The organism is Nocardia terrae (assembly GCF_009760405.1).
Lineage (GTDB): Bacteria > Actinomycetota > Actinomycetes > Mycobacteriales > Mycobacteriaceae > Nocardia > Nocardia terrae.
This window is the reverse complement of the sequence record NZ_WRPP01000012.1, coordinates 72,985-98,924: the sequence shown is the minus strand read 5'-3', so window position 1 is coordinate 98,924 and position 25,940 is coordinate 72,985. Positions and strand designations below refer to the sequence as shown.

Annotated in this window: 21 protein-coding genes; 7 read left to right on the top strand and 14 right to left on the bottom strand. The window is 68.7% G+C overall.

Translation table 11 applies throughout. From position 1 onward, the window contains the following. Positions 1-43 precede the first annotated feature (43 nt). The 5 genes from GPX89_RS38735 to GPX89_RS38715 form a co-directional block, all read right to left on the bottom strand. Complete coding sequence (locus GPX89_RS38735; RefSeq protein ID WP_328602801.1) at positions 44-1,612, bottom strand: FAD-dependent monooxygenase; 1,569 nt, start codon at positions 1,610-1,612, stop codon at positions 44-46. A 140-nt stretch (positions 1,613-1,752) separates the two neighbouring features. Beyond that, the gene (locus tag GPX89_RS38730) at positions 1,753-1,932 is read right to left on the bottom strand and encodes a hypothetical protein (RefSeq protein WP_157392737.1); all 180 of its coding nucleotides are present in this window, start codon (positions 1,930-1,932) and stop codon (positions 1,753-1,755) included. After that, positions 1,932-3,563 (bottom strand): AMP-binding protein, encoded by a 1,632-nt coding sequence (locus GPX89_RS38725; protein ID WP_157392736.1) that lies wholly within the window; start codon positions 3,561-3,563, stop codon positions 1,932-1,934. Before GPX89_RS38725 ends, GPX89_RS38730 begins: the two co-directional genes overlap by 1 nt. Then, entirely contained in the window at positions 3,553-4,491 is a 939-nt protein-coding gene (locus GPX89_RS38720) for an SDR family NAD(P)-dependent oxidoreductase (protein WP_328602800.1), read from the bottom strand. Before GPX89_RS38720 ends, GPX89_RS38725 begins: the two co-directional genes overlap by 11 nt. After that, positions 4,491-5,177, bottom strand: coding sequence for a TetR/AcrR family transcriptional regulator (locus GPX89_RS38715; RefSeq protein ID WP_198347794.1), 687 nt, complete (start codon positions 5,175-5,177; stop codon positions 4,491-4,493). The genes GPX89_RS38720 and GPX89_RS38715 overlap by 1 nt, the downstream gene beginning before the upstream one ends. A gap of 74 nt (positions 5,178-5,251) precedes the next feature. Here GPX89_RS38715 and GPX89_RS38710 point away from each other — a divergent pair, with 74 nt between their 5' ends. After that, positions 5,252-6,157 (top strand): RNA polymerase sigma-70 factor, encoded by a 906-nt coding sequence (locus GPX89_RS38710; RefSeq protein ID WP_235949083.1) that lies wholly within the window; start codon positions 5,252-5,254, stop codon positions 6,155-6,157. On the opposite strand, the gene GPX89_RS38705 is transcribed toward GPX89_RS38710, so the two are convergent. Both GPX89_RS38705 and GPX89_RS38700 read right to left on the bottom strand, forming a co-directional pair. Beyond that, on the bottom strand, positions 6,158-6,934 hold the full coding sequence (locus tag GPX89_RS38705; protein WP_157392734.1) for an isocitrate lyase/PEP mutase family protein: 777 nt from the start codon (positions 6,932-6,934) through the stop codon (positions 6,158-6,160). 37 nt (positions 6,935-6,971) lie between these two features. After that, positions 6,972-8,744 (bottom strand): LCP family protein, encoded by a 1,773-nt coding sequence (locus GPX89_RS38700; RefSeq protein ID WP_328602799.1) that lies wholly within the window; start codon positions 8,742-8,744, stop codon positions 6,972-6,974. A gap of 19 nt (positions 8,745-8,763) precedes the next feature. Here GPX89_RS38700 and argC point away from each other — a divergent pair, with 19 nt between their 5' ends. The 6 genes from argC to GPX89_RS38670 are packed head-to-tail and all read left to right on the top strand — an operon-like array spanning position 8,764 to position 14,542. Further along, on the top strand, positions 8,764-9,825 hold the full coding sequence (argC, locus tag GPX89_RS38695; protein ID WP_157392732.1) for an N-acetyl-gamma-glutamyl-phosphate reductase: 1,062 nt from the start codon (positions 8,764-8,766) through the stop codon (positions 9,823-9,825). After that, on the top strand, positions 9,822-11,039 hold the full coding sequence (gene argJ, locus GPX89_RS38690) for a bifunctional glutamate N-acetyltransferase/amino-acid acetyltransferase ArgJ (protein ID WP_328602798.1): 1,218 nt from the start codon (positions 9,822-9,824) through the stop codon (positions 11,037-11,039). Before argC ends, argJ begins: the two co-directional genes overlap by 4 nt. Then, on the top strand, positions 11,036-11,935 hold the full coding sequence (argB, locus tag GPX89_RS38685; RefSeq protein ID WP_157392731.1) for an acetylglutamate kinase: 900 nt from the start codon (positions 11,036-11,038) through the stop codon (positions 11,933-11,935). The genes argJ and argB overlap by 4 nt, the downstream gene beginning before the upstream one ends. After that, a complete protein-coding gene (locus tag GPX89_RS38680) occupies positions 11,932-13,125 on the top strand; it encodes an acetylornithine transaminase (protein ID WP_157392730.1) in 1,194 nt (397 codons plus the stop codon). Before argB ends, GPX89_RS38680 begins: the two co-directional genes overlap by 4 nt. Continuing rightward, positions 13,122-14,066, top strand: a complete 945-nt coding sequence (gene argF / locus GPX89_RS38675) for an ornithine carbamoyltransferase (protein WP_328602797.1) — start codon at positions 13,122-13,124, stop codon at positions 14,064-14,066. The genes GPX89_RS38680 and argF overlap by 4 nt, the downstream gene beginning before the upstream one ends. After that, on the top strand, positions 14,063-14,542 hold the full coding sequence (locus GPX89_RS38670; RefSeq protein WP_328602796.1) for an arginine repressor: 480 nt from the start codon (positions 14,063-14,065) through the stop codon (positions 14,540-14,542). The genes argF and GPX89_RS38670 overlap by 4 nt, the downstream gene beginning before the upstream one ends. A gap of 1,073 nt (positions 14,543-15,615) precedes the next feature. On the opposite strand, the gene GPX89_RS38665 is transcribed toward GPX89_RS38670, so the two are convergent. From GPX89_RS38665 to GPX89_RS38635, 7 genes are all read right to left on the bottom strand, one after another. Further along, complete coding sequence (locus tag GPX89_RS38665; RefSeq protein WP_157392729.1) at positions 15,616-17,073, bottom strand: HNH endonuclease signature motif containing protein; 1,458 nt, start codon at positions 17,071-17,073, stop codon at positions 15,616-15,618. 273 nt (positions 17,074-17,346) lie between these two features. Next, positions 17,347-18,957, bottom strand: a complete 1,611-nt coding sequence (locus GPX89_RS38660) for a dipeptide ABC transporter ATP-binding protein (RefSeq protein ID WP_157392728.1) — start codon at positions 18,955-18,957, stop codon at positions 17,347-17,349. After that, positions 18,957-19,832, bottom strand: a complete 876-nt coding sequence (locus tag GPX89_RS38655) for an ABC transporter permease (RefSeq protein WP_328602795.1) — start codon at positions 19,830-19,832, stop codon at positions 18,957-18,959. The genes GPX89_RS38660 and GPX89_RS38655 overlap by 1 nt, the downstream gene beginning before the upstream one ends. Next, on the bottom strand, positions 19,829-20,785 hold the full coding sequence (locus GPX89_RS38650; protein ID WP_157392727.1) for an ABC transporter permease: 957 nt from the start codon (positions 20,783-20,785) through the stop codon (positions 19,829-19,831). The genes GPX89_RS38655 and GPX89_RS38650 overlap by 4 nt, the downstream gene beginning before the upstream one ends. 6 nt (positions 20,786-20,791) lie before the next feature. Next, on the bottom strand, positions 20,792-22,432 hold the full coding sequence (locus GPX89_RS38645) for an ABC transporter substrate-binding protein (protein WP_157392726.1): 1,641 nt from the start codon (positions 22,430-22,432) through the stop codon (positions 20,792-20,794). Next, positions 22,429-24,057 carry an ABC transporter substrate-binding protein gene (locus GPX89_RS38640; protein ID WP_157392725.1) on the bottom strand — a complete coding sequence of 543 codons (1,629 nt, stop codon included), beginning with the start codon at positions 24,055-24,057 and terminating at the stop codon, positions 22,429-22,431. The genes GPX89_RS38645 and GPX89_RS38640 overlap by 4 nt, the downstream gene beginning before the upstream one ends. A gap of 101 nt (positions 24,058-24,158) precedes the next feature. Next, positions 24,159-25,940, bottom strand: coding sequence for a gamma-glutamyltransferase family protein (locus GPX89_RS38635; RefSeq protein ID WP_157392724.1), 1,782 nt, complete (start codon positions 25,938-25,940; stop codon positions 24,159-24,161).

Here is a 25,940-nt window from a genome sequence, read left to right as displayed (position 1 = left end):
CCGAGGGCTCGGGCCGGACGGATCAGTCGTATGGCAGATCCGGTCAGTCGCTGACCATGCTTGCCACCGCCGCCCGGTCGGGTGCGCCGAACCAGGTGGTGAGCGCGTCGCGCAGGGCGGGAACGGCGGTGTCCGGGGACTCGTCCACCGTTGCGGCCCAGGCGATATGGGCGTCCGGGCGGATCAGCAGGGCGTCGGCCGGACGGTCGGCCGCGGTGGCGGTGCGGAGGTCGACGCGATCGGACCAGTCCTCGGCGAGAAGGCGCAGATCCTCGCGATCGGACAGGAACAGCAGTACCGGACGGGCCGCGTGCAGCAGATCGGCGACGGTGCCCTCTCCCTGCTCGGTCCGCAACGGCAGGTCGGGGACGACGGTGCCTGTCAGCGGGTGCCGGTTGGGAGCGGGCAGCGGATAACGCAGTTCGGTACCCGCGATGAGCGCGGCCAGGCGATGCAGTGCGGGCTCGTCGACCAGCATCTCCTGGAACAGCTCGCGCAGCGCCTGGGCCGCCGGGTCGTCGCCGCGCCGCAGCGCCACCTGCGCCTGGGTCTGCATCATGATGCGGGTGCCCGCGAAATGGCGTTCGTCGTGATAGCTGTCCAGCAGTCCCGCCGGCGCCCGGCCGTGCAGTTCGGCGGCCAGCTTCCAGGCCAGGTTGACCGCGTCCAGCATGCCCGCGTTCAGCCCGACACCCGTCATCGGGAAGCCGTGGGCGGCGTCACCGGCCACCAGAATCCTTCCGGCGCGGTACCGTTCGGCCTGACGGGCCTGGAACTGATAGCGCGACAGGCGAATCGGATCGGTCAGCGGCAGCTCGACGCCGAGGACGCGGCGGATGCTGTCCTGCAGCTCGGTCAGGGTCATCGGTTCGTTGTCGTCGGTCTCGCCGGCCGTATCCTCGGTGACCTGGATCATCACCGTGCGCGCGGGGGAGACCGGTCCCATCGCGAACACGCCGTGATCGGTGCGGGTGAATCCGGTGGGAACGACGCCGTACCCGTCGATCTCGATGGTGCCGTCCGCCAGCACCGTCACCGAATCCGGCACGCTGACCTGCCCCAACCGGTTGACCTCCGGATAGGTGGTGCCGGGAAAGCCGATACCGGCCAGATCACGGACCCGGCTGCGGGTTCCGTCGCAGGCCACCACATAGCCTGCGGTGAGCCGGTATTCGCTGTCCGGTCCCTGAACCTCAACGGTGACGGCGGCATCGTCCTGCTCGACACCGATCACCGCGTGCCCGCGCCGCACCTGCGCACCGAGCTCGCTCGCCCGATCATCGAGCAGCTGTTCGAGTTTCGGCTGCGGCAGGTGCATGGCCTTCAGCGGCGAATCGGCCAGCGGACTGAGATCCACCTGCATTCCGCCGAACGGAACAGCGGTCATCGGCCCGGCGTCCGAGCCGATCTCCCGGAGTCGTTCCGTCAGACCCCGATAGCCCAGCACTTGCACGATCTGCCCACCGAGGCCATTGGCCTTCGGTACGGTCCGCAGTTGCGGCGACCGCTCCAGGACCACCGGCATCACCCCGGCCAGCCGCAGTTCGGCGGCCAGCATCAGGCCCGTCGGGCCCGCACCCACGATGATCACGTCGGCATCCGTATCACGCACTCGCACTACCCCGTTTCCGTGGACATTCGCTACGGTCGGCGATTCTGCAGCATCGACGGGGTCTTGCCGCAAGCCCCGGGGTGCGATATACGTTGAAGAGGGAAGGGATTCGAGATCCTTTCCCGCTTCCATATCCGGGCTCAGCGGGTCATCGGCCGAGATGCTGCCACAGGGACCATGCCCCGGAGCGTCGACGGCCACGACGGTGTACCGGCTCTCGGCGGCCAGGTGCCGTGCGTCGGCGACCAGGGCACGCCGGTGATGTCGCCGAGGAGGAAGTCGCGTTCGAGGATGCCGTTGTCCAGCGTCTCCGCGGGCATCAGGACCCGGCTTCGGCGCCGAGCTTGTGGCGCAGCACCTTTCCGCTGGGGTTGCGGGGGAGCTCGGTGAGGCGGACGAACTGCTTGGGGATCTTGTAGCGCTCGAGGCGGGCTCGGATGTGGGTCTTCAGCTCCTCGTCGCCGGGTTCGGCGCCGGTGGTCACCAGGTAGGCGCGCAGGACCTGACCGTAGTCGTGGTCGGGGACGCCGATCACGATCACGTCGGTGACGGCCGGGTGTTCGGCCAGCGCGTTCTCGACCTCGCGGGGATAGATGTTCTCGCCGCCCGAGACGATCATCTCGTCGTCGCGGCCGTCGATGTAGAGCCGGCCCTGCGCGTCCAGATGGCCCATGTCGCCGACGTTGACGTAGCCGTCGCGAATCTCCTTGGCGGGTGCGGAACCTCCGTGATCGGCGGTGTAGCCGTGGAAGCCCAGGCCCCCGCGCACGAAGATGGTGCCGGTCTCGCCGACGGCGGCCGGGGTGCGGTCGGCGCGCAGAATGCGGACGGAGACACCGAGAATGGGGCGGCCGACGGTCTTGGGGGAATGCTCGAGGTCGGCGGGGGTCGCGATCGACACGACGCCCGCCTCGGTGGAGCCGTAGCCGTTGATCAGCCGGGGGCCGTAGTCGCGCAGGAACGTTTCGATGGTGTTCGGGGAAATCGGTGCCGCACCGGTCAAGGCCAGGCGCAAGGTGCCGAGCTCGTAGCGGCGGCGGACCTCCGCCGGCAGCGCCGCGAGGCGCTGGATCATGATGGGGACGCCGATGAACACCGTGGCGCGATGGCGTTCGATAGCGGCCAGCGCCAGTTCGGGATCGAAGCGGCGGCGCGTGACAACCGTTGCGCCCAGGGCCAATTGGCCCGCGAGCGCGCCGAGTCCGAAGCCGTGGAAGAACGGCGGCGCGACGATCGCGGTATCGCGGTGCCCGAGACGGCTGGCGGCGGCCAGCGACGCGGCGGCCTCCAGCGCGGGCCGCAGGCCGACCTGGCGGGCCACGCCCTTGGCCATGCCGGAGGTCCCCGAGGTCAGCAGGGTGATCTTCGACGGCCGACCGGCGCGCGGCGGGGACAGATGATGGTGCCGCGCAAGCTGGTCCAGGGTCGGAAGATCGGATTCGGCCGCCTCGTCGACCCAGCCGCGCACCCGCAGGCCGGGGTAGCCCGCCTCGGCGACCGCCGCCAGATACTCGTCGTCATGGACGAGCACATCCGGCGCGTGCCGCTCCAGGATCCGGGCCAGCTGGGCGGCGGGCAGCTCGGTATTGAGGAAGACGAGCTCGCATCCGAGCCGGCTGCCCGCGATCATCGCCTCGACGAAGCCGCGGTGATTGCGGCACAGGATGCCCAGCGTCCGCGCGCGGGGAGCCAGCGAATGCAATGACGCCGCAATGGCTTCGGACCGGCGCACGAGCTCGCGGTAGGTGACCGCACCGGCCTCGTCGATGACCGCGATGCGATTCGGATACCGGGCCGCGGAGATGGCGATGATCAGGCCGAGGGACGGGCCGTAGGCGCGATATCCGCGGGCGATGGACAGCGCGGCGACCGGACCGACCGGGCGGAGCGCGCCCGAGCCAGCGACGGCGGAAAGGGCTGTGCCCCAGTCGAAGACGGCATTATCGCGCATCGCTCGTCCCCTTCCCGTCGACCGCGCGCAGTGCGGCGTCGGTATCGCCGAGTCGCTGGTAGACGGCGGTGGTGGCGATCTCCATCGGGACCCGCAGGATCGGCGTCAGCACTGCGGTCGCGTATCCGTAGGCGGGAATCATGATGCGCGGCTTGGTGATCAGCGCCCGCGCCACTCCGGTGGCCGCCTCGGCGGGGGACTGTCCGGGCAGCGCCGACATCCACCGGCTGGGCGCGCTCATCCGGGTGTGCATGAGCCCGGCGTAGATGGTGGTGAGGGTGACCCCGTCGGGGCGGGCCTCCATGCCCACCGCCCGCATCCACACGTCGAAGGCCGCCTTGGACGACAGGTAGAAGCCCCACTTCGGCACGACCGGGAAGAGCACGCCGACCGTCGAGATGTTCACGATGTGCCCGCTGTGCCGGGCCCGCATGCTCGGCAGCAGGGCGAGGGTGAGCCGGATCGGGCCGAGATAGTTGGCGGTCGAGGTCGCGGTCAGATCCTTGGGCCGGTCGTAGGACAGGTGGATGGAGCGCCGTAATGACTTGCCCGCGTTGTGGATCAGATAGTCGACGTGGTCGAAGCAGGCCAGGATCTCCTCGGCGAACGCCGAGATCGACTCCGGTTCGGCCAGATCCAGGCGGATCGCGACCGCCTTGCCGCCCGCGGCCGTGATCTCGGCGGCGATCGCCTCCAGCTGATCGACTGAGCGCGCGCCCAGCACGACGGTCGCCCCGGCGGCGGCCAGCATGCGGGCGGTCTCCGCGCCCAGGCCGTGGGAAGCGCCGGTGACCACCGCGATCTTGCCTTCGACCTCGCGGCGCAGGCGTTCCCGGTCGGAGATGCCGCGCGGGCCGATGAGCCGGGCGGCGGCCCGCCCGATCGGCCCGGCGGCGAGGGCATTGCTGGGTCGGTGCAGGGGATCCACTAGCTCGTCTCTTCTCGTTCGGTGCGCTGCGAGCCGTCCAGATTCAGCAGCGCCGCGATGGTGCGCGAGGTCAGGGTGATGGACGGGTCGAGCGCCAAAGCCGTTTGCACCGTGGCGAATCCGGCGGCGAGCACCAGGCTCCGCAGGGTGTCGCGATCCGGATCGGGCTCGGCGAGCCACCGCGCGGTGGCGCCCTCGATGAAGGCCAGCCAGCCGTCCATGGCGATGCGAACGGTCGCGTTGTCGCCCGCGGAGACGATCTCGGTCAGCAGCGCCTCGACCAGCCGGTCCCGATGCCGCTCGTGCTGGGCCAGCAAACGCTCGTCGGCTCCCGCGCGCGGCGTCATGAGCAGCCCGGTGCCGTGCTGCTGCACGAAGTCCAGATAGATCCCGAAGCCCTGAGTCATCCGCTCGAGCGCGGCTCCCCGCAACTCCTGCAGCCGACCCCAGAAGTCCTCGAAGACCGCCTCGTGCACGGCCAGATACAGCTCGTACTTGCCCCCGAAGTGGTATCCGATCGACCCGGCCGCGGCACCCGCCGCCGAGGCGATCTCGGCGATGGAGACCTCCTCGTACCGCTTGGCCGAGAATGCGGTCCGCCCGGCGTCGAGCAGCGCCGCGCGGGACTGCCGCCCGCGCCGGTTATCGCCCGGCCCACTTTTTGAATCGCGTTCAACTTTGGCCACGACAGCAGCATAACCAACTTTTTGAACCGGATTCAAGAACTGATTCCGGGGCCGGTGCTGGGTAGGCTGCCACCATGACCGTGGGTGCTGATATCGGTCCGATGGGCGATGTGGACGCGTTCGATCGGTTGCGGCCGTTGCTGTTCACCATCGCCTACGAGCTGCTCGGCAGTGCCGCGGACGCCGAGGACGTGGTGCAGGACAGCTACCTCCGCTGGCGCGGCACCGATCGCACGACGGTGACCCACGAGCGGGCCTATCTCACCCAGATCGTCACGCGGCAGGCGCTCAACCATCTGCGCACCGTCCGACGCCGCCGCGAGGAGTACGTGGGCAGCTGGCTGCCCGAGCCCATTCGCACCGACAACGACGCCAGTCACGATGTGCTGCTGGCGGAATCGGTGTCCATGGCCATGCTGCTGGTGCTCGAGACCCTGGGGCCGACCGAGCGCGCGGTATTCGTGCTCTCGGAGGTGTTCGGGCACAGCCTGGTCGACATCGCGGGCATGCTCGGCAGATCCGACGCCAGCGTGCGCCAGATCGCGCACCGGGCCCGCGCGCATGTGCGTTCGCGCAAGAAGCGGTTCGAACCCGACTCCGAGACCAGTCGCGCGGTGATCGGCAAGTTCCTGCGCGCCGCGCAGACCGGCGATGTGCAGACGCTCATGGACGTGCTCGCCCCCGACATCGTGCAGATCTCCGACGGCGGCGGCAAGGTCAGCGCGGCCCGGCGTCCGGTGGTCGGGGCGGAGAAGGTCGCCGCCTATCTGATCGGCCTGGTGCGAAAGAGCCTGACGGACATGACCATCGAATTCGGCACCTATAACGCGCTGCCCGCGGTGCTGCTGCGCGGCGCGGACGGGCAGCTGGACACGGTTCAGATGATCGAGGTCGATGGGGAACGCATCGTCGGGCTGTACGCGGTCCGCAATCCCGATAAGCTGCGGACCGCCGAGCTGACCCGCGCGCTCGTCCGGTGACTACTGCTCCAGTAGCCGCTGAACCGTTGCGTAGCTGGGGATCTCGCCGTCCAACCGCTGTCCGTCGGCGACGGATTCGGCGGTGGACACCGCGGCCGCCAGGGCCGCGCGATACAGCAGCGAGCCGGTGCTGATCCGTCGCACCCCGAGCTCCGCGAGCTCGGCCACGGTCGATCCGGTAGGGGAGAACAGGACGTTCAGCGGCGCGGTCAAAGCCGAAGTGAGCGTCCGGATCTGCGCGGGATCGCTGACACCGGGCACGAAAATGCCGTCCGCGCCACACTTCTCGTAGTACAGGACGCGGTCGAGGGTGGAGTCCGCGTCGATGCCCAGCCAGTGGGTATCGGTGCGCGCGTTGACGAAAAGCTCCGGAACCCTGGCCTTCACGGCCGCGATCAGCGCGCCGTGCGCCTCGGGGTCGGCCAGCTCGGCATTGGATCGGCTGTCCTCCAGATTGATTCCCGCGATGCCGACCGCGACGAGCTCGGCGCAGAACTGAGCCACCTCACCGGGGTCGGTGCTGAATCCGCCCTCGATATCCACGGTCACCGGAACCGGAAGCCGCCCGAGTCGCCGTGCCAGCGACAGGGTTTCGTCGCGGGTCGCCGCCGTCCCGTCGGGCAGCCCCGCCGCCGCTGCCACCCCGAGGCTCGTGGTCCCGACGGCCGGGAATCCGGCCTCGGCGAGCATGGCCGCCGAGCCGTAGTCCCACGCGTTCGGCAGCATCAGCGGCCGATCACCGTGGTGCAGACTGCGAAAGACGTCGGTCTTCGTCATTGTGCCGCTCCGCTTCTCGCGGCAGCCGTACTGCCGGTCAGTTCACGCAGGGAATCTTCGAACCGATCGTAGTGGTGACGGGCTTGCCGGAATCCGGGGCGTCGGAGTTGGCCGCGTCCGTGGTGGCGGCGGCCGCCAGCGAATTGCCGTTGCCGCCGGCGGTCGTGGTCGGGCTGGTGGTGGCCAGCGACGGGCCGAGCGAGGACGGGATCTCGAGATCCGCGCCCACGACCAGCTTCACGTGCCCGGACGACACATAGCTCGACTTGCTCACCGGAATCCCGCCGAACATCTCCGAGAGCTGCTTGGCGTCGACGTCCGCGCCCGCGCCGTAGTAGACCGCCGACGTGGTGCCGTCCGAGGAGGTGGCGTTGGCGACGTCACCGGCGGGGAATCCCTTGGCGGTCAGCAACTTCGACACGTTCGCGGCCTGGCCCGGGGTGCCGCTGGCATTGACCACGTCCAGCGTGGAGGTGGGCGTGGTGGCCGGGGCGCTGGGCGCGGCGGGTGTGGTCACGCCGAACGCCTCGCGCACGGTCTTCTTGATGGCCACCGGATCGATGATGTTGACGTCCTGGCCGTCGACATTGTCGTAGCGCAGCACCGGCAGGGTGCGGAACTCCACGGTCGGCGACTCGGCGCGGCCCACGGTGGTGGCGAAATCGGTGAGGCTCCAGCCGTCGGAGAGCACCACGTCCTTGTGCGCCACATCCATCAGGGACTTGAGCCGGCCCGGATTGGCCAGGGTGCCCGAGCTCTTCATGGAGTTGGCGACCGAGGTGAGGAACGCCTGCTGCCGGTGGGTGCGGTCGAGGTCGCCGTTCTCGAGGCCGTGGCGCTGGCGCACGAACGCCAGCGCGTCGGAGCCGTCGAGGTGCTGCGGCCCGGCGGGGAACACCGCGCCGGAGTAGTAGCTGTCGTCCACGGCGTGATTGAGGCAGACGTCGACGCCGCCGAGCGCGGTCGCCAGATCGTAGAAGCCCGCCAGGGAGATCTCGGCGAACCGGTTGATCGGCACGCCTGTGAGGGCTTTCACAGTCTGAACGATGCTCGCGCGTCCGGCTTCCCGGCCGAGGCGCTCGAGCTCGGGCCCGTCGGACATGCCGTTGTTCTTCTGCTTCTCCTCTTCCTGGTACTTCCGCAGGCCGTACGACTCCTTGATCTTGGCGTGGTCGTAGCCCTTGATGCCCTGTACCGGGACGTAGTCGTCGCGCGGAATGGAGAACGCGACGATGTGTTTCAGATCCTTCGGAATGTGCACCAGGATGAGCGAATTGGCGTTGTAGCCGCCCTCCGAGCCGTCGCCGGCGTGCAACTGGTCCAGGATCTCCTTGGGTAGATCGTTGCCGTTCAGGTCTTTTCGGGTATCCAGACCGATCAGCAGCATATTGATGTCGCCGTCGAGGTTCACGTCCTCGGGCGCGATCGCGCCCGAGCGGACGAAGCCCTGATCGAAATCCATACGGCCGTACCAGACCATGCCCGTGACGCCGATCACCACCGTGGCGACCAGTGCCGACATACCGCGGCCCGCGAGGCGTAGACGACGATCCCGGTCCTTCTGGGCGGGGGTGCGCTCCGGTTTGCCGGCGGTGCGCCGCTTGTCCGCGCGCCGACGGGTGGCGGCCGGTTCGGCACGCCGGGAGCGGCGGGGAGTCGGGCTGGGCGTCTCCGGTGCCTCGGGGGTGCGGCCCGCCTTGGGACCGACGATCGGCAGCGGTTGGGTGGCGTCGTCGTACATGGCGCTGTCGAGTGTGCCGTAAGCGGCGCTCCCTGTCAGATTCTCGACCCGTTGTGAATGAGCTTGCACAGTCGTGCATAATCATCACATGGCGGATGTCTCGAACGGGCCCCTGCGGGTCGCGGTAGCTGGTGCGAGCGGGTACGCGGGCGGTGAAGTCCTGCGACTGCTGCTCGGGCACCCAGCCTACCGAAGCGGGCGCCTCGAGATCGGGGCGCTGACCGCGGGGTCCAATGCCGGTACCACCCTGGGTGAGCTGCAGCCGCATCTGCTGCCGCTGGCCGACCGGGTGCTCGGGCCCACCACCGTCGAGGAACTGGCGGGCCACGACGTGGTCTTCCTGGGTCTGCCGCACGGGCAGTCCGCGGCGATCGCCAAGGCATTGCCGGAGTCCACCATCATCATCGACTGCGGTGCGGATTTCCGGCTCACCGACAGCGCGGCCTGGGAGAAGTACTACGGCTCCCCGCATGCGGGCAGCTGGCCCTACGGGCTGCCGGAGCTACCCGGCGGCCGCGAGCGGCTGCGCGGCGCGACCCGGATCGCGGTGCCCGGCTGCTACCCGACCGTGTCGAGCCTGGCGCTGGCCCCGGCCATCGCGGCCGGGATCATCGAACCGCGGGTGAATGTGGTTGCGGTGAGCGGCACTTCGGGCGCGGGCCGCAAACTCGATGTCGGACTGCTGGGTTCGGAGGTCATGGGCTCGGTGCGGGCGTACGGTATCGCGGGCGCGCACCGGCACACCCCGGAGATCGCGCAGAACCTCAAGGCCGCCAGCGGATCGGAGACAGACGTGACCGTGTCGTTCACTCCGGTCCTGGCCCCGCTGCCGCGCGGCATCCTGGCCACCTGCACCGCGTCCACCAACGTCGACGCCGCGCAGGCCCGCGCCGTCTACGAGAAGGCTTACGCCGACGAGCCTTTCGTGCACCTGCTGCCCGAAGGCGTGCTGCCGCAGACCGGTTCGGTGCTCGGCTCCAATGCCGTCACCCTGCAGGTGACCGTGGACACCGACGCCGGGCTGCTGGTGGTCATCGGCGCGATCGACAACCTGACCAAGGGCACCGCGGGCGCCGCGGTGCAATCCATGAATCTGGCTCTCGGAATCGACGAGACCGCAGGACTTTCCACCGTAGGAGTGGCACCGTGACCATCGGGACTATCGACAACGGCAAGCTGGTGCGGACCCAGGGCGTCACCGCGCCGCTCGGCTTCCGTGCCGCGGGTATCGCCGCGGGCATCAAGAAGAGCGGCAAGGCCGATCTGGCGCTGGTGTTCAACGAAGGCCCGGAATACGCGGCCGCCGGTGTCTTCACCCGCAACAAGGTCAAGGCCGCGCCGGTGCTGTGGTCGCAGCAGGTGCTCAGCGACGGGCAGCTGCGCGCGGTCATCCTGAACTCCGGCGGCGCCAACGCGTGCACCGGTCCGGGCGGCTTCCAGGACACCCACGCCACCGCCGAGGAACTCGCGAAGGCGTTGAGCAACTGGGGAACCGAGACCGGGGCGGGCGAGATCGCGGTCTGCTCCACCGGTTTGATCGGTGACCGGCTGCCGATGGACAAGCTGATCCCGGCCGTCACCGAGATCGTGCACGAGATGGGCGGCGGGCTGTCGGGCGGCGCGGAAGCGGCGCGGGCCATCATGACCACCGACACCGTGCCGAAAGAGGCCGCGTTCCACCACAAGGACAAGTGGAACGTGGGCGGCATGGCCAAGGGCGCGGGCATGCTCGCCCCGTCGCTGGCCACCATGCTCGTGGTGCTGACCACCGATGTGATCGCCACGCCGCAGCAGCTGGACGAGGCGCTGCGCAACGCGACCGAGTACACCTTCGACCGGCTCGACGTGGACGGTTCCTGCTCCACCAACGACACCGTGCTGCTGCTGGCCAACGGCGCGTCCGGGGTCACCCCGAGCCAGGCGGACCTGAACGCGGCCGTGCTTGCGGTCTGCGACGATCTGGCCGAGCAGCTCATGTCCGACGCCGAGGGTGTCACCAAGCGGGTGCACATCACCGTGAAGGGCGCTGTCAGCGAAGAGGAAGCGCTGATCGGCGCGCGGGCGCTGGCCCGCGACAGCCTGGTCAAGACCGCGTTCTTCGGTTCGGACCCGAACTGGGGTCGCGTGCTGGCCTCGATCGGTATCGCGCCCATCGAACTGGATCCGAACCGGGTCTCGGTGTCGTTCAACGGATCTCCGGTGTGCGTCGACGGCGTGGGCGCGCCGGGCGCGCGTGAGGTGGACCTGTCCGGGGCCGACATCAACGTGCTGGTCGACCTCGGCCTGGGCGACGGTGAGGCCACCGTCCGCACCACCGACCTCTCGCACGGCTACGTCGAAGAGAACTCGGCCTACAGCTCATGAACGATGTGGTGAAACAGCTTTCGGCCCTCGACAAGGCGCACGTCCTCGCCGACGCGCTGCCGTGGCTGCAGAAGTTCCGCGACAAGATCGTGGTCGTGAAGTACGGCGGCAACGCCATGATCGACGACGAGCTGAAGCGGGCGTTCGCGGCGGACATGGCATTCCTGCGCACCGTCGGCGTGCATCCGGTGGTGGTGCACGGCGGCGGGCCGCAGATCAGCGCCATGCTGAAGAAGCTCGGCATGACCGGCGAGTTCCGGGGCGGCTTCCGGGTCACCACGCCCGAGGTCATGGACATCGTGCGCATGGTGCTGTTCGGTCAGGTGGGCCGGGAACTGGTGGGGCTCATCAACGCTCACGGCCCGTACGCGGTCGGCATCTCCGGTGAGGACGCGCACCTGTTCACCGCCACCCGGCGCACCGTGCTGGTCGACGGCGAGGCCACCGATATCGGGCTGGTCGGCGACGTCACCGCCGTGGAACCCTCGGCCGTGCTGGATCTCATTGCGGCGGGCCGGATTCCGGTGGTGTCCACCATCGCCCCCGACGCGGACGGCGTGGTCCACAACATCAACGCCGACACCGCGGCGGCCGCGCTGGCCGAGGGTATCGGCGCGGAGAAGCTGGTCATCCTCACCGATGTGGAGGGCCTGTATACGAATTGGCCCGACCGGTCCTCGCTGACCAGCCGCATCGACACCGACGAGCTTGCCAAGTTGCTGCCGTCGCTGGACGAGGGCATGGTGCCCAAGATGGAAGCCTGCCTGCGCGCCGTCGAGGGCGGCGTCCCGACGGCGCACGTCATCGACGGGCGGGTCGCGCATTCGGTCCTGCTGGAACTGTTCACCGGGGAGGGCATCGGCACGATGGTCACTCCCGCACAGGAGATCTCATGAGCACAGCCGACCTTCGGCAGCGGTGGAGCACCGCCCTGATGAACAACTACGGCACCCCCAAGGTGGCGCTGGTGCGCGGCGCGGGCGCGGTGGTCTACGACGCCGACGGCAAGCGGTACCTGGACTTTCTGGGCGGCATCGCGGTCAACAGCCTCGGGCACGCGCATCCGGCGATTCTGGCGGCGGTCACCCAGCAGCTGGGGACGCTGGGGCACGTCTCGAATCTGTATGCGTCCGAACCGGTCATCGAATTGGCGGAGCGACTGCTCGCGCACTTCGGCGACGGCAACGGCAAGGCGTTCTTCTGCAATTCCGGCACCGAGGCCAACGAGGCCGCGTTCAAGATGGCGCGGCTGACCGGCAAGACCAAGATCGTCGCCTGCGAGGAGGCGTTCCACGGACGGACCATGGGCGCACTGGCGCTCACGGGTCAGCCGTCCAAGCGGGCCCCGTTCGAGCCGATGCCGCCCGGCGTCGTGCACGTGCCCTACGGCGACGCGCTGGCGCTGGCCGCCGCGGTCGACAAGAACACGGCCGCGGTGTTCCTGGAACCCATCATGGGTGAGAGCGGTGTCGTGGTGCCCCCGGCCGACTACCTGGCCAAGGCCCGCGCCATCACCAAGGACCAAGGCGCACTGCTGATCCTGGACGAGGTGCAGACCGGTATCGGCCGCACCGGCGCGTTCTACGCGCATCAGGCGGCGGGCATCGTGCCCGATGTCATCACCCTGGCCAAGGGGCTCGGCGGCGGCCTACCCATCGGTGCCGTACTGGCCCAGGGCGCGGCGGCGGATCTGCTGCAGCCCGGCATGCACGGCACCACCTTCGGCGGCAATCCCGTCTGTGCCGCGGCGGCGCTGGCCGTGCTGCGGACCATCGACGAGGAGGGGCTGCTGGCTCATGTCGAGACGGTCGGCAAGATCCTGGTCGACGGCATCGAGAATCTCGATCACCCGCTGGTCGACCACGTGCGGGGAGCGGGTCTGCTCATCGGCATCCAGCTGACCGCCGACGTTTCCGCTCAGGTCGACACGGCCGCGCGGGAGGCGGGCTACCTGCTGAACCCGGCCAAGCCCAATGTGATTCGGCTCGCGCCGCCGCTGGTTCTCACCGAAACTCAAGCCGAGAACTTCCTGTCCGACCTGCCCGGCATTCTGGATGCCGCCCAGGCCCCCGAGGAGAACAAGTGACCATCCGGCATTTCCTGCGTGACGACGACGTCACCCCCGCCGAGCAGGCCGAGATCCTCGCCATCGCGGCGGAACTGAAGGCCGCGCCGCTCTCGCGCCGGCCGCTGGACGGGCCGCGCGGTGTGGCGGTCATGTTCGAGAAGAACTCCACGCGCACCCGCTTCTCCTTCGAGATGGGCATCGCGCAGCTCGGCGGGCACGCCGTCGTGGTGGACGGGCGCGACACCCAGCTGGGCCGCGAGGAGACCCTGGCCGACACCGGCCGGGTGCTGTCGCGGTACGTGGACGCCATCGTGTGGCGTACTTTCGAGCAGACCCGCCTCGACGAGATGGCCGGTGCTGCAACGGTTCCCGTGGTGAACGCGCTGTCCAACGAGTTCCACCCGTGCCAGGTGCTGGCGGACCTGCAGACGCTCAAGGAGCGCAAGGGGTCCGATCTGAGCGGCCGCAACCTCACCTACCTGGGCGACGGCGCCAACAACATGGCGCACTCGCTCATGCTGGGCGGCGTGACCGCGGGCATGAACGTCACCATCGCTGCCCCCGAGGGTTTCGAGCCGCTGGGCTGGATCGTCGACGCCGCGCAGAAGCGGGCCGCCGAAACCGGTGCCAGCATCACGATCACAAACGACCCGCAGGCCGCCGCCGAGGGCGCGGACGCGCTGGTCACCGACGCGTGGACCTCCATGGGCCAGGAGAACGACGGCCGCGATCGGGTCGCTCCCTTCCGCCCGTTCCAGGTGAACGCCGCGCTGCTGGCCCGCGCCGCCGCGGATGTGACCGTGCTGCACTGTCTTCCGGCGCACCGCGGTGAGGAGATCACCGACGAGGTTCTCGACGGTACGCACAGCGCGGTCTGGGATGAGGCCGAGAACCGCCTGCACGCCCAGAAGGCGCTACTCGTGTGGCTGCTCGACCGCGCCGAACGAGGTGAGAGGTGAGCATCGCGCGAACCCGGGCCGGACGTCAGGCCCGGATAGTCGCGATCCTCTCCCAGCACGAGGTCCGCAGCCAATCCGAACTGGCCGTTCTGCTTTCATCCGAGGGCATCGAGACCACCCAGGCGACCCTGTCGCGTGATCTCGACGAACTCGGCGCGGTGAAGCTGCGCGCCGCCGACGGCGGCGCGGGCGTGTACGTCGTCCCCGAGGACGGCAGCCCCGTCCGCGGTGTCACCGGCGGCACCGAACGCCTCTCCAAACTCCTCGGCGACCTGCTGGTCTCCACCGACGCCAGCGGCAATATCGCAGTCCTGCGTACGCCGCCCGGCGCCGCCCACTTCCTGGCCAGCGCCCTCGACCGAGCCGCACTGCCCGAGATAGTGGGCACCATCGCGGGCGACGACACCATCGCCGTCATTGCCCGTGAGCCCATGACCGGCGCGGAACTGGCCGCCAAGATCGAACAGCTCGCCTGAATCGATCTGTGCCGCAGGATAATTGCGGTAGCGGGGTGCGTACGTGCGCGTACGCTCGTGGACAAGGACATCCCCGAGCGAGGAAACGCACATGTGCGAAGGCTATGGACTGATCGGATCCTTCGAAGCCGGGACGCGGGAACGGCCCGAAGTCCCGGAGCTGGTCCAGCCGAGTCTGAGCCGAACCGCCGATGGGGTGTGGGTCGTCATCGCGTACAAGGTGGCGCATCGGGTGGAGGGGAAGGATCAGTTCGTTCCCGCTACCGGGGGCGCGCCCTATCCGCTCGACGCGGTCGCGGAGTGCCGTCGTGGTGGGACGCATCCGGTGCCGGATGCGCTGTGCAGTTGCGGCTTCCATGCTGTTTCGCTGAATATGCAGGACCGGGGGCGTTATACGCATTTGACGGTGGCGTTGTCGGGGCGGGTGGTGGCTTCTCATTGGGCTGCGGGTGGGGTGCTCTTCCGGGCTGAGCGGCAGACTGTTCTTTCGTGGACGGATGTGACTGTGCCGCAGCCGATTCAGGTGCCGGATTTTCCGCCTCAGTGGCCTACTCCGCCTGCTGAGCCGGGTGGGCGGACGGCTCGGTTGCGGAAGCCTTATCCGCGGGATCTTGATAGTGCTGGGCTGGTTTTGCCGGTTAGTCCGCCGCCGTTCGTGTGTCTTGATGATGACGCGGGGTATTGCGTTGTTGGGCAAGGGGTGGAAGAGCAAGGGCCAGAAGAGACAAAAGATAAAAGAAGAAGAGATAAAAGATGCCTGGAGGAGGGAGAGGGGATGGCTGGGTTGGGAGCCCGAGCTCGGTTCCAGCCTCCTCCAGGCTCGAACCGTGTTGGCCTCCCGGTGTGAAGAGAAAAGAGATTCTCTGTGTAGTTGTCAGTGAACGTGATCCGTGCAGTCCGTGGGCTGGGATCGAAGGCTGACGGCTCCCGACTCGGCGTCAGCCCAACTCCGGTAGGGCAGGCGAGGCGACCACACTTCCGGTACATCCGAGCGTCGAGCAAAACCGTTCTGGTTCATTCACCCGGGAAGTCTTTCCCCGGGTTACCTGGCCTCATGGGTCTGAATCACATGTTCACGCCGCGCGAGAAAACTCTTCGCGTGACCGCGCCTCGAGATCGGAGGCGACCCGCTCCCCAACGTGATGGTTCTCGTTGATCTGGGGAGTCTGGGTGGGGTCGATCGATTTCGGGGCGATCCACCCCACCCGCCCGGCGTGTGGGGAGTCTTTGCCGAGCATCACGGTCTTCCATCCGGTTTCGCTGTCGTTGACCATCGCGTGGTGGTGATCGCACACCAACGCCAGGTTGTTCAAATCGGTGGGACCACCCTTGGCCCAATCGATCACATGATGCGCCGCGCACATGCTCGCAGGCATGTCACACCCGGGGTGGGTGCAACCCCGATCCCGCGCGATCAACCCGAGACGCTGACCGGAGGAGGCGAGGCGCTTGCCGCGGGCCAGGTAGACCGGCACCCCGTGCTCGTCGAGGACGGCGAGGACCGGACGAGTGCCGGTGGCCATCTTCAGGGCGGAGTCGATCGGCACCTGCACCCCGGAAGCGGTGGTCGCCATGCCGGTGCCGCGTTCGACATCGGTGAGGTTCATGACGAACACCGTCTGCACCGCCATGCCCCGATGCTTACCCAGCTTGCTCATGTCGACGCCGGGTTGCAGCATCGCGATGAACGCATCATGGGTGCGCTGGGCCGCGTCACGACGATCCCGACGCGCGGCCGCGTCGAGCACTGTGGAGTCGATGACGGCATTGCTGGCGGTGCTGGGGCTTTCGTTGTCGTCGGGGTTGCACATGCCGGGGCGGGCGTACTTGGCCAGGAACGGGTCCAACAGGGCGCGCAGTTCGGGGGTGAGGTAGCCCTCGATCCAGGTCATGCCGTCGATGCCGGGACGCCCGACTTTGATGCCGCGCTTGCGCTGCCGGTCGGCGGTGTTGAACACCGTCCCGTCGGGATCGACGCGGGCCATGATCTCGCGCCCGATCTTGGGCAGGTCATCGGGAAGCAAACCCGCACAGGACTTCTCGACCAAAAGTTCCTCGGTGCGGGCGCGTTCCTCGGCGAGCAGGTCGGACGGCAGGTGGGTCATGATCTTGACGATGTTGCGGGCATGATCACGCGAAACCTCCCCCGCCGCAGCAGCTTCGGCCAGCACCGGCAGAGCGGCCGGGGTCAACTGCCCGTTCAACCCACGAAACTCTCCGCACTCGCGGGCGAGCTTGACCCGCACCGACGCATCCGCCGCACTCAATCCCAGGGTTTGACGCAGGAACGGAATCAACTTGCCCGCGCCGCTGGTTTCGGGCAGGCACCGTTCGGAGGCTTCCAGGATCAGTTTCGGATCCAGTGCGGCGAGTTGGCGTTTGCAGGTTTCGAGCTGCTGCATGAACTCCACGACCTGGCTGTCGGTGAACGGTGTCAGGTCCCCGTGTCCGATCGTGTCGCACAGGTGATGGACGGCGGTCACCAGGTCGGTGAGACCGCTGCTGTCGAGTGTTACCCCCTTCGAACTCATGTACTAATTCTACCGCATGCATGATCGCTATGGAAGACGAATTCCCTTGTGATACAAGGTTTTGCAGACTCCACCGCGTTTCGAAGGCGGTTGTGAATCGCACCGATTCCTATTGCGGCGTAAGGATTTCGATGGTCCGGCGTCGTGGTCGGAGCTGCGGTCGATGAGGTGGGCATCGTTGTCGGGGTCCCGCATCCGCTGATCGCGAGCGCGATAACCGCCGCAAGGCCGATTCCCCCAAAGAGCCTTGATGTGAAGAGCGCTCGTTGAAACCTAGCAGTCTGCTTGCTCGGGGGTTCGGGCGCCGGGGATCGCGGCGAGAAGTTCGCGGGTGTAGGAGGCGGTGGGGGAGTCGAGGACTCGGGAGGTGGGGCCCTGCTCGATGATTCGGCCTTCGCGCATGACGACCACGTCGTGGGCGAGGGCGCGGACGACGGCCAGGTCGTGGGTGATGAACAGGTAGCTGAGGCGCAGTTCGGACTGGAGGGTGGACAGCAGGGTCAGAATCTGGTCCTGGACCAGGACGTCCAGGGCCGAGACGGGCTCGTCGCAGATCATGAGGCGCGGTTCGATGGCGAGGGCGCGGGCGATGGCCACGCGCTGGCGTTGGCCGCCGGAGAGTTCGTGAGGGTAGCGGGTGGCCAGGGCGGCGGGGAGGGCTACCTGGTCGAGGAGTTCGGTGACTCGGGCGCGGCGGGTGGCGCGGTCGCCGATGGCGAAGGCGCGCAAGGGTTCCGCGATGAGGTGTTCGACCGTCCACATCGGGTCCAGGGAGGAGTAGGGGTCCTGGAAGACCGGCTGCATCGCCCGGCGGGCCGCACGTAGTCGTGCGCCGCGCAAGGTCACGACCTCCTCGCCGTTCAGCCGAACCGTGCCGGAAGTAGCGGGGAGCAGGCCCAGGATCATGCGGGCGGTGGTGGTCTTGCCGGAGCCCGATTCGCCGACCAGGGCGGTGGTGCGGCCGCGGCCGATGGTGAAGGAGACGTCGTCAACGACGGGCGCCGACTCGTGGCGTCCGCGTGTCCGGAACTGCTTGGTGAGGTGTGAAACCTCCAGTACCGGAGGCGCTTTCGCATCGGATACGGCAGCGTCGACCGCCCGGGGCGCGAGGTGGGACGGTGCGGCCGCCACCAGCCGGCGGGTGTAGTCCTCACGCGGCTCGGTCAAAACCTCACCGGCGGGCCCGGATTCGACGATTCGGCCGTCCGACATCACCAGCACCCGGTCCGCGCGCTCGGCGGCCAGCGCGAGGTCGTGGGTGACCAGCAGCAGCGCCGTGCCCAATTCCTTGGTGAGCTTGTCCAAATGGTCGAGGATGCGGCGCTGCACGGTGACATCGAGTGCGGAGGTCGGCTCGTCGGCGATCAGCAGTCCGGGCCGGCAGGACAGGCCGATGGCGATCAGGGCGCGCTGGCGTTGACCGCCGGAGAGTTCGTGCGGGTACTGGCGGGCGCGGCGGGCGGGCTCGGGAAGGCCCGCCTCGCCGAGGAGTTCGACGGCGCGCTCGTCGGCCGCCCGTCCCGAGTAGAGGCCGTGCGCCTCCAGGGTTTCCGACACCTGGCGTCCCACCCGTGACACCGGGTTGAGGTTCGACATCGGGTCCTGCGGCACCAATCCGATTTCCTTGCCGCGGATGCCACGCATCTGCTTCTCGTCGGCCCGCGTGATATCGGTGCCACGCCACCGGATGCTGCCGCCGCGGACCTGTCCCGCTCCGGGCAGCAGGCCGATGATCGCGTGCGCGAGTGAGGATTTCCCCGATCCCGACGCCCCCACGACCGCGACCCGCTCACCGGGCGCGATGGTCAGGTCGACCCCGTCCACCGCCGTCACCTCGCCGAAGTCGACCCGCAGCCCGCTGATCTCCAACAGTGATTCGCTCATCAGCGGCTCGTCTTCGGGTCGAGGGCGTCGCGCAGCGCGTCGCCGAAGAGGTTGAATCCCAGGCAGATCAGCAGCAGCATCACACCCGGGAAGATGCCGGGCCACGGCGTGCGCAGCAGGTATTGCTGCGCGTCGGCGAGCATGATGCCCAGGCTCGGCTGCGGCGGTTTGATGCCCAGACCCAGGAACGACAGGATCGCCTCGCCCAGCACCGCGGTCGGCATGATGACGGTGGCCTGCACGATGATCGGGGCCAGGGCGTTGGGCAGGATGTGCTCGCCGAGGATCCGCCAGGACGGAACGTGCATGGCGCGGGCGGCGAGCACGAAGTCGGTTTCCCTGAGCCGCAACGTTTCCGCGCGCACCACCCGCATCATCACCGGCACCTGCGCGACCCCGAGGGCGATGGCGGCCTGGGTGAGCCCGCCACCGTAGATGGCGGTCAGCCCGACGGCCAGCATGACGAACGGGAAGGCCAGCACCGTGTCCGCGATCCGCGACAGCACCGTGTCCAGCCACCGCCAGTATCCGGCCAGCAGGCCCATCGGCACCCCGACGGCCACCGCGCACAACACCGCCAGCGTGCCCACCTCCAGCGACGCGCGGGTGCCGTACAGCACCCGCGAGAGCACATCGCGGCCCAGATCGTCGGTGCCCAAGGCGAATCCGACCGTCCCCGGCTTCTGGAACGGCGTCGGGAAATGCACTTCGGCGGGCGGATAGGGAGCCAGCAGCGGTGCGAACACCGCGATCACGATCACGATCAGCAGCAGTACCGCGCCGACCAGACCCAGCCGATTGCTTCGCAACCCGCGCATCACCCGCCCGCGTGCGACCACCACCGGCGTGGGCTCGGCGCTCTCCGACACGCTCACCGCGCCCTCCCCGACACTCGCACGCGCGGGTCGATCACCGTGTACAGCACGTCGACCAGCAGATTGATCACGATGTAGGACGTGGCGATCACCAGCACGACCGCCTGGATCACCGGATAGTCCCGGGAGAACACCGAATCCAGGGTCAGCTTCCCGATCCCGGGCAGGCCGAAGATGCGTTCGGTGACCACCGTGCCCGCGATGAGCAGCCCGAGCTGCAGCCCGATGACCGTGGTCACCACAATCAGGCTGTTGCGCAACCCGTAGCGCAGGATCACCGTGCGCGGCGCGAGCCCCTTGGCGCGGGCGGTGCGCACGAAGTCCGCGGTCAGCGTCTCCACCATCGACGAGCGGGTCTGCCGCTGCACCACGGCCGCGTGCGTGACGCCCAGGACCAGCGCGGGCAGCGTCAGGAAGTGCAAGCCGCGCAACGGATGATCGAACGGCGACACGTACCCCGAGGCCGGGAACCAGCCCAGCCCGACCGACAGATAGAACACGCCGAGGATGCCCAGCCAGAACGTCGGCACCGACAGCCCGACCAGCGAGAACCCGTTGACCAGCCACTCCGGCCAGCGCCCCCGGTACACCGCCGCGATCGTCCCGCCGAGCACCCCGATCAGCACCGCGATCAGCATGGCGTACACCGCCAGCTGCACGGTGACCGGCAGCGTCACCCGGATCATGTGGCGCACCGGGGTTCCGGTGCGAATGGACCGCCCGAAGTCACCGGTCAGCGCGTTGCGGGCGAAATCCAGATACTGCACGGGCAGTGACCGATCCAGCCCCAGTTCCGCGCGGACCGCGGCGACGGCGGCCGGGTCGGCCTGCTGCCCGGCCATCACCGTCGCGGGATCGCCCGGCAGCGCGCGGACGCCCGCGAACACCACCAGCGAGACCAGCACCAGGGTGACCGCCGACTGCCACGCACGGTGAAAGACATACTGCAGCATGGTTTCTCAGCTGTTCCGTTCCGAGACGAACGCCGCCCTGCCGAGCCGCACCGCGCCGTCGGCGTACACCTCGATACCGGTCACCCGCGTCGACTGCACGGTCAGATTGCGCAGCCGATAGGTGTAGATGTACGGGTTGTCGCGCTGGATGGCCCGCACCGCCTGCTCGTACAACGCGCCGCGGCGCGCCGGGCTGGTGCTGTGCGCGGCCCAGCCGAGCACGTCGTCCAGCGCGGGTGAGCTGTACCCGGTGTAGTTGCCGGTGGACCCGGTGGTGAGGAAGCGGGCGATATTGCCGTCCGGATCCAGTCGCCCGGACCAACCCAGCAGCAGCGCTTCGTAGGTGCCGCGCTTCTGCGCGTCCAGCATGGCCGAGTACTCGGTCGGCACGATCCGCAGATCGAACCCGCCCGCGGCGACCGCGGTTTGCAGCGCCTGCGCGTACTCGAGCTGGTCGGCCACGTTCATCACCTGCATGGTGATCGGATACGGCGTCTGCACCCCCGCGTCGGCGAGCAGCCGGCGCGAGCGCTCCGGGTCATAGACCGGGCACTGCGTCGAGGCTTGCGTCGCGAACGAGGTGAGCGGCGCGATACCCGTGCACGCGGGCTGATACCAGCCCTTGAACACCTTGTCCGACAGCGCCTGCCGATCGATGCTCAGCGAGAGTGCCTGGCGGATGCGGGAATCCTTGGCCAGCGGCGTATCGATCTGCTTCGGTGTTTTGCCCGCGCCGTCCACATTGCCGATGTTCAGATAGAAGCCCTGGAACCCGAACGACCCCGAAACCAGCAGGCGCAGGCGGGGATCGGTGCTCAAGGCGTCGGCGTCCTGCGGCGACATGGTGTCCGCCACCTGGATCGCACCCGAGTGCACGGCCGCGGCGCGGGCCTTCGGGTCGGTCATGATGCGGTAGGTGATGGAGTCGAAGTGCACGTTCTGCGCGTCGTAGTAGAGCGGATCGCGCTCGACCACGATGGAGGTCTGCGGCGTCCGCTGCGCGAACTTGAACGGCCCCACGCACACCGGATTGTCGCCGAAGTCCTTGCCCTCCTCCTTGAGCGCGGTCGGCGACATGATCATTCCGGCGCGGTCGGCCAGCGCCGCGGTGATCGGCGCGAACGGCTGGCGGAAGCGGAGCACCACCTGCGTCGGCCCGTCGGTCTCGACCTCGGCGATCGGGCCCAGTTCGGCGCTGCGCTGCGAGCCCTCCATGGTCAGGTGCCGTTTCAGGCTGGTCTGCACCGCGGCCGCGTTGAACGGCGTGCCGTCGGCGAAGGTGACCCCGGTCCGCACCGGGATGGTGACCGTCAGCCCGTCGTCGGAGAAGCGCGGCAGCTCGGTGGCCAGCTGCGGGACCAGGTTGCCCGAAGCGTCGTTGTCGTAGAGCTTTTCGCAGATCGTGGTCATGACCATGCGCGTGTAGAGCGAGCTGGAGGTGGTGGGGTCCAGACGGTCCGGATCGTTGGACAACCCCATCGTCAGATCGCCGCCCTGCTGCACCTTCTGATCACCGACCGGAGTCCCGTAATCGTCGGCGTGCGTGGCGACGGCGGCCGGGGTCTCGTGCTGCGAGCAGGAGGCGAGGACGAGGGCGGCGCAACCCAGCGCGAGCAGCCTGCGCACGGGAAAGCGTCGGGCGCTCATCCCTGACCCGTGAGGAACGCGGCCTTGGCCACCCGCACCACGCCGTCCGGATACTGCTCGATGCCGGTGACCTTGGTGGTGTGCGCGGTCAGCAGCCGCTCCCGATAGGTGTAGAGGTACGGGTTGTCCTTCTGGATGATCTGCACCGCTTGCCCGTACAGGTCCGCGCGACGGGCGGTGTCGGTGGTGCGGGCCGCCTGCCCGAGCAGATCGTCGAGCGCGGGCGAACTGTAGCCGGAGTAGTTGCCGCTGGATCCGGTCATCATGAACCGGGCGATATTGCCGTCCGGATCCAGTCGTCCCGACCAGCCCAGGAACAGGGCCTCGTAGGTGCCGCGCTTCTGCACGTCGAGCAACGTCGAGTACTCGGTCGGCACGATCTCGAGCTCGAACCCGCCGGCCGCGACACCGGCCTGCAGCGCCTGCACGTAGCGGAGCTGGTCCGGAGTGTTCTGCACCTGCAGCTTCACCTTGTACGGGAGCTGCACGCCCGCGTCGGCGAGCAGCTTCTTGGACTTCTCGGGATCGTATGCGGGGCAGGCGGTTCCGGCGGGGGTCGCGAAGGTGCTCTGCGGGACGATCGGCGAACAGGCGGGCTCGTACCAGCTGTTGAACACGGTGGCGGCCAATGCGTTCCGGTCGATGCTCAGCGAGAGCGCCTCACGCACACGGGCATCCTTGGCCAGCGGGGTGTCGATCGGCTTGGCGGGTTTGCCCACGCCGTCCACATTGCCGACGTTCACGTACAGGCCGCGGAAGTTCAGGCCGCGCGCCTGCAGCACGTGCAGACCCGAATCCTTGGCCAGCGCATCGACATCCTGCGGGCTGATGGTGTCCGCGACCTGGATGTCACCGGAGCGCAGGTTGGTCGCGCGGATATTGGCGTCGGTCATGATGCGGTAGGTGATGGTGTCCAGGTGCACCTGCTGCGCGTCGTAGTACAGCGGGTCGCGCTCCACCTTGATGGAGGTCTGCGGCACCCGCTCGACGAATTTGAACGGCCCGACGCATACCGGGTGATCGCCGAAATTGTCACCGGCCTTGGCCAATTCGGTCGGCGACATGATCATTCCGGCCCGGTCGGCGAGCGCGGCGGTCAGCGGTGCGAACGGCTGCTTGTAGTGGACCACCACCTCCGAGGCGCCCTGCGCGTCGATGCTCGCGATCGGGCCCATCTCACTGGTCCGCTGCGAGGTCTTGGCGCTGAAGTGGCGCTGCAGGCTGGTCTGCACCGCCGCCGCGTCGAAGGGCGTGCCGTCGGCGAACTTGACGCCCGTGCGCAGCGGGATGGTCACGGTCAGCCCGTCGGCCGACACCGTCGGCAGCGCGGTGGCCAGCTGTGGGACCAGATTGCCGGAAGCGTCGTTGTCGTAGAGCTTCTCGCAGATCGAGTTCATGACGTAGCGGGTGTAGAGCGAGCTGGAGGTGGTCGGGTCCAGGCGGTCGGGTTCGGCCGACAGGCCCATCACCAGATCACCGCCCGCCTTCACCGACTGCGAGCCGACCGGCGTGCCGAAATCATCGGCGTGCGCGCCGCTGTGGTCCTGTGTCTGCGACGCCGCGCAGGACGCGAGCGTGACGGCGATGACGCCGAGCCCCAGCACCCTGGAGAGTTGACCGAGCATGTGCAACAACCTACTTCGTCATCCCATGAATTTCGCGCCGTGCGGGCGGCGCGATATTTCGTTCATATGCTGTACTTTTCGTCGCCCTGCGGCTGTTCTGTTCAGCGCCCCGCGGCGTAACCTTGCATGCCCCGAGGATTGGCCCCCGCGGCCAGCACTCCGGTCTCGGGATCGCGGGACACCGCGCACAACCGGCCCTCCGACCACGGGCCGCCGACCGTGATGCGGTGGCCCCGGCGCTCGAGCTCACCGATGACCTCGTCGCCGATCCGCGATTCCACCACGGTCACACCGGGACTCATGACGCGCGGATAGAAGGAGCCCGGGAAGCTCTCCTGATGCCAGTTCGGCGCGTCGATGGCCCCCTGCAGATCGAGGCTCCCGCGCACCGGCTCGCGCAGCGCGACCGCCAGGAAGAAGTGCAGGTTCCACTGATCCTGTTGATCGCCGCCGGGAGTGCCGAACGCCATCACCGCCTCACCGCCGCGCAGTGCCAGGCAGGGCGTCAGCGTGGTGCGCGGACGATGGCCGGGGACAAGTGAATTCGGGAGATCGGCTTCCAGCCAGGACATCTGCAACCGGGTGCCGAGCGGGAAACCCAGTTCCGGCACCACGGGATTGGACTGCAGCCAGCCGCCGCTGGGCGTCGCCGCGACCATATTGCCCCAGCGGTCCACCACGTCGAGATGGCAGGTGTCCCCGCGGGTTCCACCGTTGGACGCGACCGTCGGCTCGCCCGCACCGAGCCCGTCGGCCGTCGCCGCCGCCGACTGCGATCGGGCGTAGGCGCTGAGCCGGGGAGCCAGACCGCCCGGACTGCCGGGGCGCAGCTCCTCCGAGGACCGCTCACCGATCAGCTTGCGCCGCTCGGCGTTGTACTCCGGGGCCAGCAACTGCGCGAGCGTGACCGTCGCGCCATCGCCGTACCACGCCTCGCGGTCCGCCATCGCGAGCTTCGAACCCTCGATCAGCGTGTGGTAGTACTCGGGCGTGCCGTACTCGGGCAGCTCGTCCAGCAGGCCGAGCTGCTGCAGGAAGACCGGTCCCTGACTCCACAGTCCGGGCTTGGCCACGGTCCAGCCGTTCCACTCGTGGAAGGCCGGATCCTCGTACGTGGCACGGAAATTCGCGAAATCGTCGAGGCCGAGCGTGCCGGTGTGCCGCTCGCCGGAGGTGTCCATGGTCGGCCGGGCCGCCGCGGCGGCCAGCGCCTCGGCGATGAAGCCGCTGCTCCACACCCGCCGGGCCGCCTCGATCTGCGCGTCCCGGTCCGCACCGGCCGCCTCGGCCTCGGCGAGCACCCGCCGCCAGGTGGCGGCCAGCGCCGGATTGCGCAGCAGCGCACCGGGTGCGGGCGGCTTCCCGCCGGGCAGGTACACCGCCGCGGAATCGGTCCACTCGGTTTCGAACAGCTCCTGGACCTCGGCAATGGTCGCGCCGATCCGTTCCACCGCCGGAATCCCGTGCTCGGCGTAGCCGATGGCGAAGGACAGCACCTGCGCCAAGGTCTTGGTGCCGTGATCGCGCAGCAGCAGCATCCAGGCGTCGAACGCGCCGGGCACCGCGGCCGCCAACGGCCCGGTGCCGGGCACCAATTCGAGGCCCAGACCTCGATAGTGGTCGACCGTCGCACCGGCCGGCGCCGGGCCCTGACCGCACAGCACGCGCGGCGCGCTACCGGCCGGGGCCAGGATGACCGGCACCTCGCCGGCCGGACCGTTCAGGTGCGGCTCCGCGACGTGCAGTACGAAGGCCGCGGCCACCGCGGCGTCGAAGGCATTGCCGTCGTCCTCGAGCACCGCCATGGCCGTGGCCGAGGCCAGCCAGTGGGTGGAGGACGCCATGCCGAAGGTGCCCTGCAGGGTGGGGCGGGTGGTGAACAT